11 protein-coding genes are annotated in these 13,799 nt (G+C 60.5%); 3 read left to right on the forward strand and 8 right to left on the reverse strand.

The features are described 5' to 3' along the window. Positions 1–92: 92 nt before the first annotated feature. The 5 genes from KVQ74_RS28235 to KVQ74_RS28255 form a co-directional block, all read right to left on the reverse strand. Positions 93–794: an ABC transporter ATP-binding protein gene (locus KVQ74_RS28235; RefSeq protein ID WP_217834654.1), complete on the reverse strand. Its 702-nt coding sequence runs from the start codon at positions 792–794 to the stop codon at positions 93–95. Next, a complete protein-coding gene (gene livG / locus KVQ74_RS28240; RefSeq protein ID WP_217834655.1) occupies positions 795–1,562 on the reverse strand; it encodes a high-affinity branched-chain amino acid ABC transporter ATP-binding protein LivG in 768 nt (255 codons plus the stop codon). Continuing rightward, positions 1,559–2,812 (reverse strand): high-affinity branched-chain amino acid ABC transporter permease LivM, encoded by a 1,254-nt coding sequence (locus KVQ74_RS28245; RefSeq protein WP_217834656.1) that lies wholly within the window; start codon positions 2,810–2,812, stop codon positions 1,559–1,561. The genes livG and KVQ74_RS28245 overlap by 4 nt, the downstream gene beginning before the upstream one ends. Further along, positions 2,809–3,732: a high-affinity branched-chain amino acid ABC transporter permease LivH gene (gene livH / locus KVQ74_RS28250; RefSeq protein ID WP_085581658.1), complete on the reverse strand. Its 924-nt coding sequence runs from the start codon at positions 3,730–3,732 to the stop codon at positions 2,809–2,811. Before livH ends, KVQ74_RS28245 begins: the two co-directional genes overlap by 4 nt. A gap of 229 nt (positions 3,733–3,961) precedes the next feature. Then, a complete protein-coding gene (locus KVQ74_RS28255; RefSeq protein WP_217834657.1) occupies positions 3,962–5,089 on the reverse strand; it encodes a branched-chain amino acid ABC transporter substrate-binding protein in 1,128 nt (375 codons plus the stop codon). Between the two features lie 352 nt (positions 5,090–5,441). Between KVQ74_RS28255 and KVQ74_RS28260 the strand changes: the two genes are divergently transcribed. Beyond that, positions 5,442–5,747 carry a DUF2288 domain-containing protein gene (locus KVQ74_RS28260; RefSeq protein WP_217834658.1) on the forward strand — a complete coding sequence of 102 codons (306 nt, stop codon included), beginning with the start codon at positions 5,442–5,444 and terminating at the stop codon, positions 5,745–5,747. A gap of 283 nt (positions 5,748–6,030) precedes the next feature. On the opposite strand, the gene KVQ74_RS28265 is transcribed toward KVQ74_RS28260, so the two are convergent. Further along, on the reverse strand, positions 6,031–8,223 hold the full coding sequence (locus tag KVQ74_RS28265) for a hypothetical protein (protein WP_217834659.1): 2,193 nt from the start codon (positions 8,221–8,223) through the stop codon (positions 6,031–6,033). A 196-nt stretch (positions 8,224–8,419) separates the two neighbouring features. Between KVQ74_RS28265 and KVQ74_RS28270 the strand changes: the two genes are divergently transcribed. Next, positions 8,420–9,316, forward strand: a complete 897-nt coding sequence (locus tag KVQ74_RS28270) for an NAD(P)-dependent oxidoreductase (protein WP_217834660.1) — start codon at positions 8,420–8,422, stop codon at positions 9,314–9,316. Here KVQ74_RS28270 and KVQ74_RS28275 read toward each other — a convergent pair. Together KVQ74_RS28275 and KVQ74_RS28280 are read right to left on the reverse strand one after the other, a co-directional pair. Next, positions 9,207–11,489 carry a putative bifunctional diguanylate cyclase/phosphodiesterase gene (locus tag KVQ74_RS28275; RefSeq protein WP_217834661.1) on the reverse strand — a complete coding sequence of 761 codons (2,283 nt, stop codon included), beginning with the start codon at positions 11,487–11,489 and terminating at the stop codon, positions 9,207–9,209. The genes KVQ74_RS28270 and KVQ74_RS28275 overlap by 110 nt on opposite strands. 147 nt (positions 11,490–11,636) lie before the next feature. Continuing rightward, positions 11,637–12,005, reverse strand: coding sequence for a YkgJ family cysteine cluster protein (locus KVQ74_RS28280; RefSeq protein WP_217834662.1), 369 nt, complete (start codon positions 12,003–12,005; stop codon positions 11,637–11,639). Positions 12,006–12,306: 301 nt separating this feature from the next. Between KVQ74_RS28280 and KVQ74_RS28285 the strand changes: the two genes are divergently transcribed. Continuing rightward, positions 12,307–13,656 (forward strand): spinster family MFS transporter, encoded by a 1,350-nt coding sequence (locus KVQ74_RS28285; RefSeq protein ID WP_217834663.1) that lies wholly within the window; start codon positions 12,307–12,309, stop codon positions 13,654–13,656. Positions 13,657–13,799 lie beyond the last annotated feature (143 nt).

A 13,799-nucleotide genomic window follows, 5' to 3' on the forward strand; every position in this document is an offset into this window, starting at 1 on the left:
CACAGCGCAATCCCCTTGTGGGAGTGGCTTCAGGATTTTTGGACAGACAACAAAAAACGGCCCGAAGGCCGTTTTCTGTTTAGCGCGATCGCTTAACCGCCGAGGTACGCCTCGCGTACTTTCGGATCGGTCAGCAGCGCCTCGCCAGTGCCTTGCATCACCACCCGGCCGTTCTCCAGAACGTAGGCGCGGTCGGCGATTTTCAGGGCCTGGTTGGCGTTCTGCTCGACCAGGAACACCGTCACACCGTCCTTGCGCAGCTGTTCGATGATGTCGAAGATCTGCTGGATGATGATCGGTGCCAGGCCCAGCGACGGCTCGTCGAGCAGCAGCAGTTTCGGTTTGCTCATCAGCGCACGGCCGATGGCGAGCATTTGCTGTTCGCCGCCGGACATGGTGCCGCCACGTTGGCTGAAGCGTTCTTTCAGGCGTGGGAAAAGTCCGAGAACCTTGTCCATCTGTTCCTGATAGTCGCCCTTGTCGGTGAAGAATCCGCCCATGGACAGGTTTTCTTCGACGGTCAGGCGGGCAAACACCCGACGGCCTTCCGGCACCACGGCAATGCTCTTGCGCATGATCTGCGACGAGTTCTGGCCGACCAGTTCTTCACCCATGTAGCGGATGCTGCCGCTGTGGGCCTGCGGCGAACCGCAAAGCGTCATCAGCAGGGTCGACTTGCCGGCACCGTTGGCGCCGATCAGGGTCACGATCTCGCCCTGGCGGACTTCGACGTTGACGCTGTGCAGGGCCTGGATCTTGCCGTAGAAGGTGGAAACGTTTTCGAACTGCAGCATTTACGCTTCCCCCAGGTAGGCTTTGATCACTTCAGGATTGTCGCGGATCTGTTCCGGCGTGCCGTTGGCCAGGGGCGTGCCCTGGTTGATCACGACGATGTGGTCGGAAATGCTCATGACCAGTTTCATGTCGTGTTCGATCAGCAGCACGGTGACGTTGTGCTCCTCGCGCAGCACGCTGATCAACGCCTTCAGATCTTCGGTTTCCTTCGGGTTCAGGCCGGCGGCCGGTTCGTCGAGCATGAGGATCCGTGGGCGGGTCATCATGCAGCGGGCGATTTCCAGGCGGCGTTGCTGACCGTAGGCCAGAGTGCCGGCCGGACGGTTGGCGAACTCCTTGAGGTTGACCTTTTCCAGCCAGTATTCGGCATATTCCATGGCCTCGCGCTCGCTCTTGCGGAACGACGGGGTCTTGAACAGGCCGGACAGGAAGTTGGTGTTCAGGTGACGGTGCTGGGCGATCAGCAGGTTCTCGACCGCCGTCATGTCCTTGAACAGCCGCACGTTCTGGAAGGTACGCACCACGCCCTTGAGGGCGATCTTGTGTCCGGGCAGGCCCTGGATCGGCTCGCCGTCCAGCACGATGCTGCCGCCCGTCGGCTGATAGAAGCCGGTCAGGCAGTTGAACACGGTGGTCTTGCCCGCGCCGTTCGGCCCGATCAGTGCAACCACCTGCTTTTCTTTCACGGTCAGGGCCACGCCGTTGACCGCCAGCAAGCCGCCGAAGCGCATGCTCAAGTTTTCGACTTTAAGGATCTCGCGGCTCATTTTCGCAACTCCATGTGTGGGCGTTGCATCGGCAGCAGACCTTGTGGACGCCAGATCATCATCAACACCATCAGGGCACCGAACATCAACATCCGGTACTCGCTGAACTCACGCATCATTTCCGGCAGCAGGATCATCACCACGGCCGCGAGGATCACGCCCAACTGCGAACCCATGCCGCCCAGCACCACGATGGCGAGGATGATCGCCGACTCGATGAAGGTGAACGACTCCGGGGTCACCAGGCCCTGACGGGCGGCGAAGAAGCTGCCGGCGAAACCGGCGAAGCTCGCACCCAGGGTGAACGCGGAGAGCTTGATGATGGTCGGGTTCAGGCCCAGCGCGCGGCAGGCGATTTCATCTTCACGCAGCGCTTCCCAGGCACGGCCGATCGGCATGCGCAGCAGGCGGTTGATGATGAACAGCGCCGCCAGTGCCAGCAGCAGGGCCACCAGGTACAGGAACACCACTTTGCTCACCGGGTTGTAGGTCAGCCCGAAGAACTCATGGAAGGTCTGCAGGCCTTCGCCGGCCGAACGCTCGAAGCTCAGGCCGAAGAACGTCGGCTTGGGAATGTTGCTGATGCCGTTCGGGCCGCCGGTGAGGTCGGTGAGGTTACGCAGGAACAGCCGGATGATTTCACCGAAACCCAGGGTCACGATGGCCAAGTAGTCACCGCGCAGCCGCAATACCGGGAAGCCCAGCAGGAAGCCGAAGGTGGCTGCCATCAGGCCGGCGATCGGCAGGCAGATCCAGAAGCTCCAGCCGAAGTAGTGCGACAGCAGCGCGTAGCTGTAGGCGCCTACCGCGTAGAAACCCACATAGCCGAGGTCGAGCAGGCCGGCCAGACCGACCACGATGTTCAGGCCCAGGCCCAGCAACACGTAGATCAGGATCAGGGTGGCGATGTCCACCGCGCCGCGCGAACCGAAGAACGGCCACACCAGCGCGACCACGATCAGGCCGATGATGATCCAGCGCTGGGTGCGCGGCAGGGTCAGGAACTGGCTGACCTTGGGCGAAACCAGCGGCCCACGGTTGGAGCGGAACAGGGTCCCGACCTGTTGGGTGAACAGGACACGCAGGAACATCAGCACCGAACACAGGGCGATGATGCTCAGTGTGATCGGGCCGGTGCCGTGTACTTCAAGGTTGATCCCGACAATGCTCAGCTTGAGGCCGAGGACAGGGAAGGCGACAGCCCAGACCAGCAAGGCACTGAACAGCGCTTGTCTAAAATATTTGTTCATACTTTCTCAACCTCCGGACGGCCCAGGATGCCGGTCGGCCGGAACAACAGAACGAGAACCAGGAGGCCGAAAGCCACCACGTCCTTGTATTGGTCGCCAAAGATGTCGGCACCGAACGCTTCGGCCACACCCAGCACCAGCCCGCCGAGCATCGCGCCCGGAATACTGCCGATACCGCCCAGTACCGCCGCGGTGAAGGCCTTCAGGCCCACCAGGAAACCGGCGTTCGGGTTGATCACGCCGTATTGCATGCTCAGCAGCACGGCTGCGACAGCCGCCAGCGCAGCACCGATGACGAAGGTCAGGGCGATGATGTTGTTGGTGTTGATACCCAGCAGGTTGGCCATCTTGATGTCTTCGGCGCAGGCGCGGCAGGCGCGGCCCAGGCGAGAACGGGAGATGAACGTGGTCAGGCCGAGCATGGCGATCAGCGTCACGACGAAGACCAGGATCTGCATGTAGGAAATCAGGACTTCTTCAGCGCCGCCCGGACCGAAGGAGAAGCTCCCCGGGATCAGGTTGGGGATGGATTTGTCCTTGGAATCCTGGGAAAGCAGTACGGTGTTCTGCAGGAAAATCGACATGCCGATGGCGGAAATCAGCGGGATCAGACGGTTGCTGCCACGCAAGGGGCGATACGCAACGCGTTCGATACTGTAGCCATAGGCACTGGTGACAACGATCGACGCGATGAACGCGGCGGTCATGAGCAGCGGCAGAGAGTGGATACCCATCATGGCCAGCCCGGCAAGGGCGATGAAGGCCACGTAGGAACCAATCATGTAGACCTCGCCATGGGCGAAGTTAATCATTCCAATGATGCCGTAAACCATTGTGTAGCCAATGGCTATCAACGCATACGTGCTGCCAATGGTCAGTCCATTAACCAGCTGTTGGAAAAAATGATAGATCTCAGGCATTACAGCGCTCCTAAAAACCCGATACGCATTTCACTGGTGGAGTCATGTTCCCGCCCGGTGCTGTGTTCTCTGAGCACATTTGCAAGGGGCGTTTGCCAGCGAACCGCTGGTGACGGTTTTAAGATTTTCAGGTGAACCAGCGCCCGGATCGCGGGTGTCTGGCCCATAAACCTCGTAAAACAAAGCCCACTGCTTGCACAGTGGGCTTGTCGATCAGTAATGCCAGGCGTTACTGAGGGGAGACTTCGGTTTTCGGTTTGCCGAAGTGCCACTGGTAGACCACGAACTTGAAGTCCTTCAGGTCGCCCTTGGCGTCGTACGACAGATCGCCGGTAGGGGTCTTGAAGGTGCCCGCGTGGATGGCTTCGGCCACCTTGGCGGTGTCTTCGCTCTTGGCTGCCTTGATGCCTTCTGCGATCAGCTCGACGGCGGAGTAGGCCGGGAAGACGAACGGACCGCTAGGATCCTTGCCGTCAGCCTTGATGGCGTCAACGATGGCCTTGTTCGCAGGGTCGGCGTCGAAGGACTTCGGCAGGGTTACCAGCAGGCCTTCGGAAGCGTCTTGGGCGATCTGCGAGATGGAGTCGTTGCCGACGCCTTCCGGACCCATGAACTTGGCGTTCAGGCCTTTTTCCTTGGACTGACGCAGGATCAGGCCGAGTTCCGGGTGGTAGCCGCCGTAGTAGACGAAGTCGACGTTGGCTTGCTTGAGTTTCTGGATGATCGAGGAGAAGTCTTTGTCACCGGCGTTCAGGCCTTCGAAGACGGCGACTTTCACGCCTTTGCCTTCCAGGGTTTTCTTCACGGCGGTGGCGATGCCTTCACCGTATTGCTGCTTGTCGTGCAGCACGGCAACGACTTTCGGCTTGACGTGGTCGGCGATGTAGTTGCCGGCCGCAGGGCCTTGGGCGCTGTCCAGACCGATGGTGCGGAATACCAGCTTGTAGCCACGAGTGGTGATGTCCGGGCTGGTGGCGGCAGGGGTGATCATGATCACGCCTTCGTCTTCGTAGATGTCCGAAGCCGGTTGAGTGGAGCTGGAGCACAGGTGACCGACTACGAACTTGACGCCGTCGTTGACCACTTTGTTGGCCACGGCTACCGCTTGTTTAGGATCGCACGCGTCGTCGTATTCTTTGGCTTCAAGCATCTTGCCGTCGACGCCGCCCTTGGCGTTGATGTCCTTGATGGCTTGTTTGGCGCCGACGAACTGCATGTCGCCGTACTGGGTCACCGGGCCGGTTTTCGGGCCGGCGATGCCGATCTTGATGGTGTCGGCAGCGAACGAATGGCTGGCAACCCCGGCCAGAACCATAGCGGCAAACAGTTTGGAAATCTGCTTAGTAGCCTTAGTCATAGTGCTCCACTCTTACTGTTGTATTTTTTTAGAGTCCTGGCGCCGTAGCAGCAGAACCGGGTCAGATATCTCGCGACATCCTCCGGAAATGCCCCCGGCAACTGTACCGGTACAGTGTAGAGCGCCGGTTGTTGGCCTGGGAAGCTGGCGCCAAGGGGCAAAACCTGATGATGTCGCTTAAATGAAAGAAAAAGACAGAATTGCGGCGGGGCGTTCCCGGGGCTTATACCCCAATCAGCAGCATTCCCTGGCGTTCCTGCTCTTTTCGTTCGGTGCAGCCATTTGCAACCGGGTTTTTCTGCCGAACCACCGACGTTATCATTCGCGTCGATTTCTTTTCCGGACAGCTCCCATGAATCAAGAACCTAGCACCCTCTATGCCAAGCTGCTTGGTGAAACCGCAACTATTACGTGGAAGGAGCTGGAACCCTTCTTTGCCAAGGGTGACCTGTTATGGGTCAGCAGCGAGCTGGATTTGATCGCTGTCGCAGAAGCTGTTGCCTCGGATGAGGGCCAGAAAGTGGCGGCCTGGCTGGACGAAGATAAGGTCGCCAAACTGTCTGCGACGCGGGCGCAGGATATTCTCGAGCGCAATCCCGAGCTGTGGTCGGTTGTGGTGCGTCCGTGGATCCTGATCCAGGAAAGGGCGTCGGCCTGAATGGCTGCACCTCTTTGGTGCGCGTCGTCGTCTGCTAAAAGTGTGTAGGCGAGTAGCGTGATGGCACGTTGCCGTAGAGAAACGCCACAAGCGAGGGTGGCATAACGGTGACGTAAACGTAACGGGAACAGTTTATTGAGCAGCCGGATGGCTGCTCAATTGTTTCTGGATGTTGAATGTCGAAGGCGTGGTGAATTCAGGGGACGCCTTCGCGAGCAGGTTGGCTCCCACCGGAATGTGCAGGCTTGCTCGCGAATCGCCGCGACTCGTCAGCGAGCCGTGATCAGTAGGTCTTGCCGGTGTGGCTGTTGAGCGAAATGACTTTGGTCTTGCCGATCCGGTGACGGTAGATCTCGCGCAGGTACTTGATCGCTTTCTTCACGCAGTCGCGCGACAGGCGAATGTCATTGATCGAGACGAACTTCTCTTTGTCGTTGATCAGCTCGCGGTATTTCTTCTCGTACATCGGCTTGATCGCATACCAGTTGGTGTCGAGGATCTTCGCCGGGTTTTCGAATTCGTTGAGCAGGTCGTCGATGCGGTCTTCGTCGAAGTCTTCCTGGATGATGAAGTCGAGGATCGAATTGTCCAGGGTTTCGTCGAAGCGATACGGGGTCTTGGCGAAGCAGCGCTTGATGAAGGCGACGATCAGGGTCAGGAAGTCGTCCGACAGGCACGGGCTCTTGGCGATCAGGGTGGTCAGCGACAGGTTGGCCGAGGCACCGATCACCAGCGCATAGCGCTTGAGCGTGGTGTTGGGGAACAGGCTGTTGAGGTGGGTCTTGAGCCGGTTCAGGTCCATGTACGACAGCTTGTAGTCCTTGGGCAGCGAAACGATCGACACCACCGACGAGCAGTTCTTGAAGAAGTGCAGGTCATGCAGGGCCGCCGCGTCGTAGCCGGAGTTCTTGTACTGCTCGAGCGAGGCGCGATAGCGCTTGGATTCGATCGGCAGCAGGCTGATGCCCTCGATGGCCTGGGTGACTTTGTTGAAGTGCGGCAGGTCGATCGAGCGGAAGAACAGGTCGTCGATGTTCAGGCGCTGCGGCTCTTTATCGAACACCTTGAACTTGTCGCTGCTCGGCGGCGGGGTTTCCGGCACCACCGATTCGGCGTAGGCAATCGCCACCGGGCCGGCCAGGCTCATGAACAGGTCGTTGGCGTCCAGGCGAATGGTCTCGCCGATGTCGATGCCGGCACGCCGGAAATAGTTCTGGTCGTAGTCGGTCGTGACCGCCTGGGCCGTCAGAATGTTGAAAATCTGTTGTGAGATGTACTGGTTGGCGTGTTTTTCCATCGCATTGACATCAATGTTCTGGATGTTGCCGTCATCGCTTTCTTCGGCGTAACGCATGATGTCGTTGGAGATCAGCATCATCGCGTTCCATGGGCGGATGCGGCCCATGACGCTGGCTTCGCTGCTGTCTTCGTTGGCGAAGTTGTAGGAGAAATCCCATTCTTCCGACAGGTATTTGCATAGCAGGCGACCGGCGTTGATGTGCAACGCCTCGGACATTTCGCTGCGGTGGTCGGAAATGTTCGGCAGCACGCAGATGCCGCTGGTGAAGATCGGTTCGAACACGAAGGAATGACCGCTCTTGCCGTCATGCTCGTCCATCGGTTTGGTGTCGAACGTCTTGTTCATGTACGAGTGTTGCTGGGCCAGGCCGAATTCCGAGGCCATGCCCGAACCCGTACCGCCGCCGGCACTGAATATCGAGAAGTACAGGCGCGACTGGTTGGCCTTGATGCCGCAGCTGTCGATCAGGTACGAGTGGATCATTTTCCAGTCTGGGCTGGAGAAGCGCTGGGTGTCCTTGTTGAGGATGATCTTGGCCAGGTACTGGCCGAGGATCGGCGCGTTACCGGCGCCACCGGCGTGGACTTCGGACAAGTCCATGATCTTCATTTTGCTGTAGTCGCGCAGGAAGCCGCTTTTCTCGCCCTTGCGCGAGAAACGGATACGCCCGGCGATGTCCTTGTCGAGGTCGCCGAGCATCACCAGCGGCTCGACCAGGAACACCGGTTTGGTGGATTTGTTCGGGCCGATCCGCAGGTTGTGCTTGATCCACTGGGCCGGACTGTAGCCCTTGTCGGCCAGGCGCCGATCCGTCGCGCGGTCTTCGTTGTTGAATTCGTTGAGGTAGAACTTGCGCGCGTTGTACACCAGCTCCGCGACGTCCAGGGCGATGTTGGAGCCGCAGCGACCGAGGCCGATCAGGCACACCGACGGGAATTCCTGATCGTTGTGCTGTTCGTTGTCGCCTTCCAGGTGCGGCGGGCGCGGGAACACCAGATCGCGCAGGCCGTCGAGGTTATCGAGGATGCGGTCGGTATTGGTTTCGGTGAAGTACAGGTATTGCTGGGTGCCCAGCGGGCGCGAGGGTGGCAATGGCTTCATCGGGGCGCTGCTGTTCGCCGCTGGGCTCAGGGTCAGATCGGATACCGCGGTGGCCGGGTTGTTTTTAGAAGTCATTTTGCGCCATGTACCTGGACTGGTTGGCCCGCGACCGTTGTCGCCGGGCCTCACGGAAAGAGAATCTCGCGTCTTTTTACTGCGCGTATTTGGCCCGGGCGTCAGGGGTTTGCGCTGAGGGTCGCCAGGGGGAATCCTTTCCTGATTGATGATGGATCGGCCATTATTCGGCGATCTTTAATCAAAAGGAGGCTAAATGATGTCAACGCTACCTTCGTTGGGGTTCGCCGGAATCGGCCTGATGGGCCTGCCGATGTGCCGCCGTCTGCTGGCCGCCGGTTACCCGTTGACGGTGTGGAACCGCAACCCGGAAAAGTGTGCACCGCTGGTCGAGGCCGGTGCCCGGCAGGTCGCTACGCCCGCCGAGCTGTGTGAGCACGCCGATGTACTGATGTTGTGCCTGGCCGATACGGCGGTGGTGCGCGAGGTGGTGTTTGGCCCGGCCGGTATCGTCGAAGGTGCGAAAAACACTCAGTTGCTGGTGGATTTTTCCAGCCTCGAACCCACCGCCACCCGGGAAATGGCCGCCGAACTGGCCGACAGGACCGGTATGGCCTGGCTCGACTCACCGGTGTCCGGCGGGGTGGTCGGCGCCGAGGCCGGCAGCCTGGCGATCATGGTCGGCGGTGACGCGGCGGATCTGGCGCGGGTGCGTCCGGTGCTGCTCAACCTCGGGCAGCGCGTCACGCACATGGGCGGCGTCGGCGCCGGGCAGGTGACCAAGGCCTGCAACCAGATGATCGTTGCCTGCAATGCGCTGGTGATCGCTGAAGTGGTGGCACTGGCCGAGCAGGCCGGGGTCGATGCCAGCCTGATCGCCGAAGCGCTGGCCGGCGGGTTTGCCGATTCGAAGCCGTTGCAGATTCTCGCTCCGCAGATGGCTGAAAGCCGTTTCGAACCGGTGAAGTGGCACGTGCGCACGCTGCTCAAGGATCTCGACACGGCGGTGAAGTTTTCCCGCGAAACGGGCTCGGCCACACCGATCAGCGGATTGGCCGCACAACTGATGCGCCTGCATGGGGCGCAGGGCTTTTTGGCGAAGGATCCGGCGACGCTGGTGCAGATGTACCGCGCGCCAGACTCAACGGATTGACCCCGGGCGCGTGTTTGCGCTGATTGATTTCCTCCAGCACCGGCCGCAATTCCTCCAGCGGCACCGGGCGGCTGAGCAGATAGCCCTGAATGAAATCGCAGCCTGAACGCTCAAGGAACTCGTACTGCTCCAGGCTTTCCACGCCTTCGGTGACCACCTGCAAATGCAGGGTGTGGGCCATGACGATGATTGCCTGGACGATCTCCATGTCCGCTGTGGATTTGGGGATGTCGAGAATGAACGAGCGGTCGACCTTCAAGGTGTTCAGGGGCAGACGCTTGAGGTAGGCCAGCGACGAATAGCCGGTGCCGAAATCGTCGATCGACAGCGACACGCCGAGGGCGCGGATCTGCCGCAGCAGCACCAGGGTGTCGGCGATATTGCCCATAAGGGCATTCTCGGTCACTTCCAGTTCCAGCCGCTCCGGCGCAACGCCGGCCGAGCGCAAGGCGCTTTCGATTTCATTGGCCAGCTCTTCCCGGGCCAGGTTCAGCGGTGAGCAGTTCCAGGCGATTTTCAGTTCATTGCAGCCGTGGCGCGACAGCTCGCCGAGATCGCGGCAGGCCCGGCGCAGCACCCAGTTGTCGAGTTCGGCGATCAGGCCGTTGTTTTCGGCGATGTTGAGGAAGCGATCCGGGGTCAGCAATCCGTGGACGGGGTGTTGCCAGCGAATCAGTGCTTCGAGCTTGGTCACCCGACCGGTTTTCAGTTCGAAGATCGGCTGATAGTGCAGGGTCAGGCCGTTTTCTTCATGCAGGGCATGGCGCAGTTCCTCTTCCAGTTGCAGCTCGTAACTGGCGCGGCTCTTGAGGTTGGAACTGTAAAAATGCAGACCGTTACGCCCGGCAGCCTTGGATTGATACAACGCCAGATCCGCGTGTTTGAGCAGCTCTTCGCAGGTGGCACCGTCCTCCGGGTACAGACTGATGCCGATGCTGGTGGTCATCACCATGCGCCGCCCGGCCAGCTCGATCGGTTCCTTCATCTTGAGCATGATGCGCTGGGCCAGGTTGCGCGCTTCTTCGCGGTCACGCAGGCCGATCAGGATGCAGAACTCGTCGCCGCCAAACCGCGCGACCACGTCTTCATGGCTGCGCACCGAGCCCTTGATGTGATCGGCGATGACCTTCAGCAAGGCGTCGCCAGCGTCATGGCCGAGGCTGTCGTTGATACGCTTGAAGTGGTCGATGTCGAGGAACATCACCGCGAGCATGCCGCCATCCGCCGCCTTCTGGCTCAGTTTTTCGGCGAAGAGCTGGTTGAAGCCGCGCCGGTTGATCAGGTTGGTCAGGGCATCGTAATTAGCCGCCTGCTGCAGCGAGACCCGCGCCTGATCGAGCTGGCCCAGCAGCGTGTTGAGGCGGCGCAGGTCGTGCTCCTTGTTTTGCAGCTTTTTGTCGGCCAGGGCTGCGCTGACCGCACTGCCGAGAATCAGCAGGATAATCAGGGCTACGGTCAGGCCCAATTGCAGATGGCCGGTTTGCGCCGGCAGGGTGGGCACGCGGTCTTCGGGCAGCACCAATTGCAACGCGGCCATCCCGGTGAAATGCATGCTGATGATGCCCGCGCCGAGAATAAGCGCTGCGGTGTATTTGAGCATCTGATGGAGCAGACCGCTGCCTTCACGCAGGTAGCCGGCCACCCACAGCGCGGCGAAACTGGCACCGATGGCCACCGCGATGGACAGGCCGAACAGTGTCGGTTGGTAGTACGCCGTGGCAATCGAATTCATCGCCGCCATGCCGACGTAGTGCATCCCGGCGATACCGAGTCCGATGACGATGGCGGTTTGCAGATAATGCGCAAGGCTGGGCCGCAGTTCGCTCAGCGTGTGCATCGCCAGCCACGAGGCAAGCAGGGCGATCAGCAGGGAAAACAGGGTGATCGGCAGGTCGTAATGGATTTCGATTGGCGCCTGGAACGCCAGCATGCCGATGAAGTGCATGGCCCAGATCCCGCCCGCCAGGCACGTCGCACCGATCCAGCGCCACAGGCGCCGCGACGCCGGATCTTCGGCATGGCCGACCCGTTCCGCCATGTCGAGGGTGGCAAAACTCGCCGCGCAGGCGACCAGATAGGCCACCAGCACCAGCAAAGGGTTGTGTGTGCAATCGAGAATGACCTGTCCGCTCTGCGGCAGCTCGGTAAAAAACTGCAAACCCAGCCACTCCATAGCTTGCCCCGGTTATCCAGCGCTTCCTGATTGCGTCATCGACGCACGAATGACAGGAGTATAGAGACCGGATTTGCCGTGTAAGTGGTAGTGGCACATTGGTGCTAACGATTTCGGCATTAGCCCCATAGCGATTGGTGCTAAGGGTCAGGCGCTCTGCTCGTAAGGCAGTTCATTCCAGCCCGGTTGCAGGGGCGGCAGGCCGAAGCGGGCGCGGGCGGCGTCACAATCGGTGTTCTGCTCACCGTTCTCCCAGGACGCCTCGAACTCGCGGCAGGTGCTGGAGCGCTTGTCGTAGATCGAACATTGCACCGTGTCGCCCACTTCACCGACCAATGAGGTGCAGCGTGCCGGTTTACGGTCGGTGCCGATCATCGCCACCCGGCTGGGGGTGATCTGCGTGACCAGTTCATCGGGCACCGTACCGCCGGAGGAGGCGCACTCACCCCAGAAAAAAGACACGCGAAAATGGGAACAGCAGGCACCGCAATTCAGACACGGACTGACTTCGGACATGGACGGGACATCAAAGGGATTGATCGGGAGATCCGGACGGATCCGGCGGCCATTCTAGGCTTCGCCACAAACTTGGGAAGGGGGGCGCGAAAGTATTTTTTCATTGCCGGATTTTTCCGCAAAAGCCCCTGTTTACGGGGGAATCCAGGCTTTTCAAGGGCTTACGTTTCGTTACAGTGCCATGGGCCTATATCAGGCTGGCGAATGATCACAGACAGCCCCGGCGAGCCTTACTAGATTGCAGGTTCCGGGCTCGAATGCGTTGGCAGTGAAGCCCTCATAACAATAAAGAGACGGACCCATGCAGAACTCGACCCAAGCGGCGAATGCCTGGCGCATTCTGTTCCTGCTGTTCCTTGCCAACCTGTTCAATTTCTTCGACCGCACCATTCCGGCGATCATCATCGAGCCGATCCGCATGGAGTGGCACCTCAGCGACTTTCAGCTGGGCATCATCGGTACGGCTTTCACCATCGTCTATGCCATCGCCGGCCTGCCGCTCGGGCGCATGGCCGACACCGGCTCGCGCAGCAAACTGATGGGCTGGGGCCTGGCGACCTGGAGCGCGCTGACGGCGGTCAACGGCATGGTCGGCAGTTTCTGGAGTTTCCTGCTGGTGCGCATGGGCATCGGCATCGGCGAGGCCAGTTATGCACCGGCCGCCAACTCGCTGATCGGCGACCTGTTCCCGGCCCATCGCCGGGCGCGGGCCATGGGCATTTTCATGTTGGGCCTGCCGCTGGGGCTGCTGCTGGCGTTCTTCACCATCGGTGCGATGGTCAAAGCGTTCGACAGCTGGCGCGCACCATTCTTCATCGCCGCCGTGCCGGGGCTGCTGCTGGCGGTGTTCATGTTTTTCATCAAGGAACCCAAACGCGGCGCGGCGGAAACCGTGCAGGTCTCCCAGGAAAAAATCGACAGGCCGATCCGCCGGGTGCTGGCGGTGCCGACGTTCCTGTGGCTGGTGCTGGCCGGGCTGTGTTTCAACTTCGCCACCTACGCCTGCAACTCGTTTCTGGTGCCGATGCTCCAGCGTTACTTCCTGATGCCACTGCAGGAAGCGGCGGTGGCCACCGGACTGATCGTTGGCGTGACCGGCCTGATCGGCCTGACCCTCGGCGGCTGGATCGCCGACAAGATCCACCAGCGCGTCGCCAGCGGACGCCTGCTGTTTGCCGCATTCAGCCTGATCATCTCGACCCTGTGTACCGCTTGGGCGCTGCACGCCGGGCGCATCGAAATCGGCGTATTCGTCGCGGTGTTCAGCGTCGGCTGGCTGTTTGCCTACAACTTCTACACCTGCGTGTACACGGCGATCCAGGACGTGGTCGAACCCCGCCTGCGCGCCACGGCGATGGCACTGTTCTTCGCCGGCCTGTACCTGCTGGGCGGCGGCCTGGGACCGGTGGTGGTTGGCGCCTTGTCGGACCATTTCGCCCATTCGGCGATGCTCCTGGCCGGTGCCGACCAAATGACCGAAGCATTCAAAGCGGTCGGCCTGCACGACGCGATGTACCTGATCCCCGTGGCGCTGTTCTTCACCATGGTGTTCCTGTTCCTGGCTTCGCGGTGCTTTGTGCGGGATGCGCAGCGAATGAAAGAAGGGCTTGGAGCGGCGATCGAACCGCAAGGGGCGGCGGCGACGGCATGATTGCATTTATGAGCAAGCGCGCTCCAGCGGTGGGTTGAGCGCGTTTGCGAGGGGGGGGCAACTGTCGGTTTGGTTTTGCGGGCTCAGGTCATTTTTCAGCGGACTTCAGATCGCAGCCCTCACCCTAGCCCTCCCGAAACGTC

The organism is Pseudomonas botevensis, assembly GCF_019145475.1.
Classification (GTDB): Bacteria; Pseudomonadota; Gammaproteobacteria; order Pseudomonadales; family Pseudomonadaceae; genus Aquipseudomonas; species Aquipseudomonas botevensis.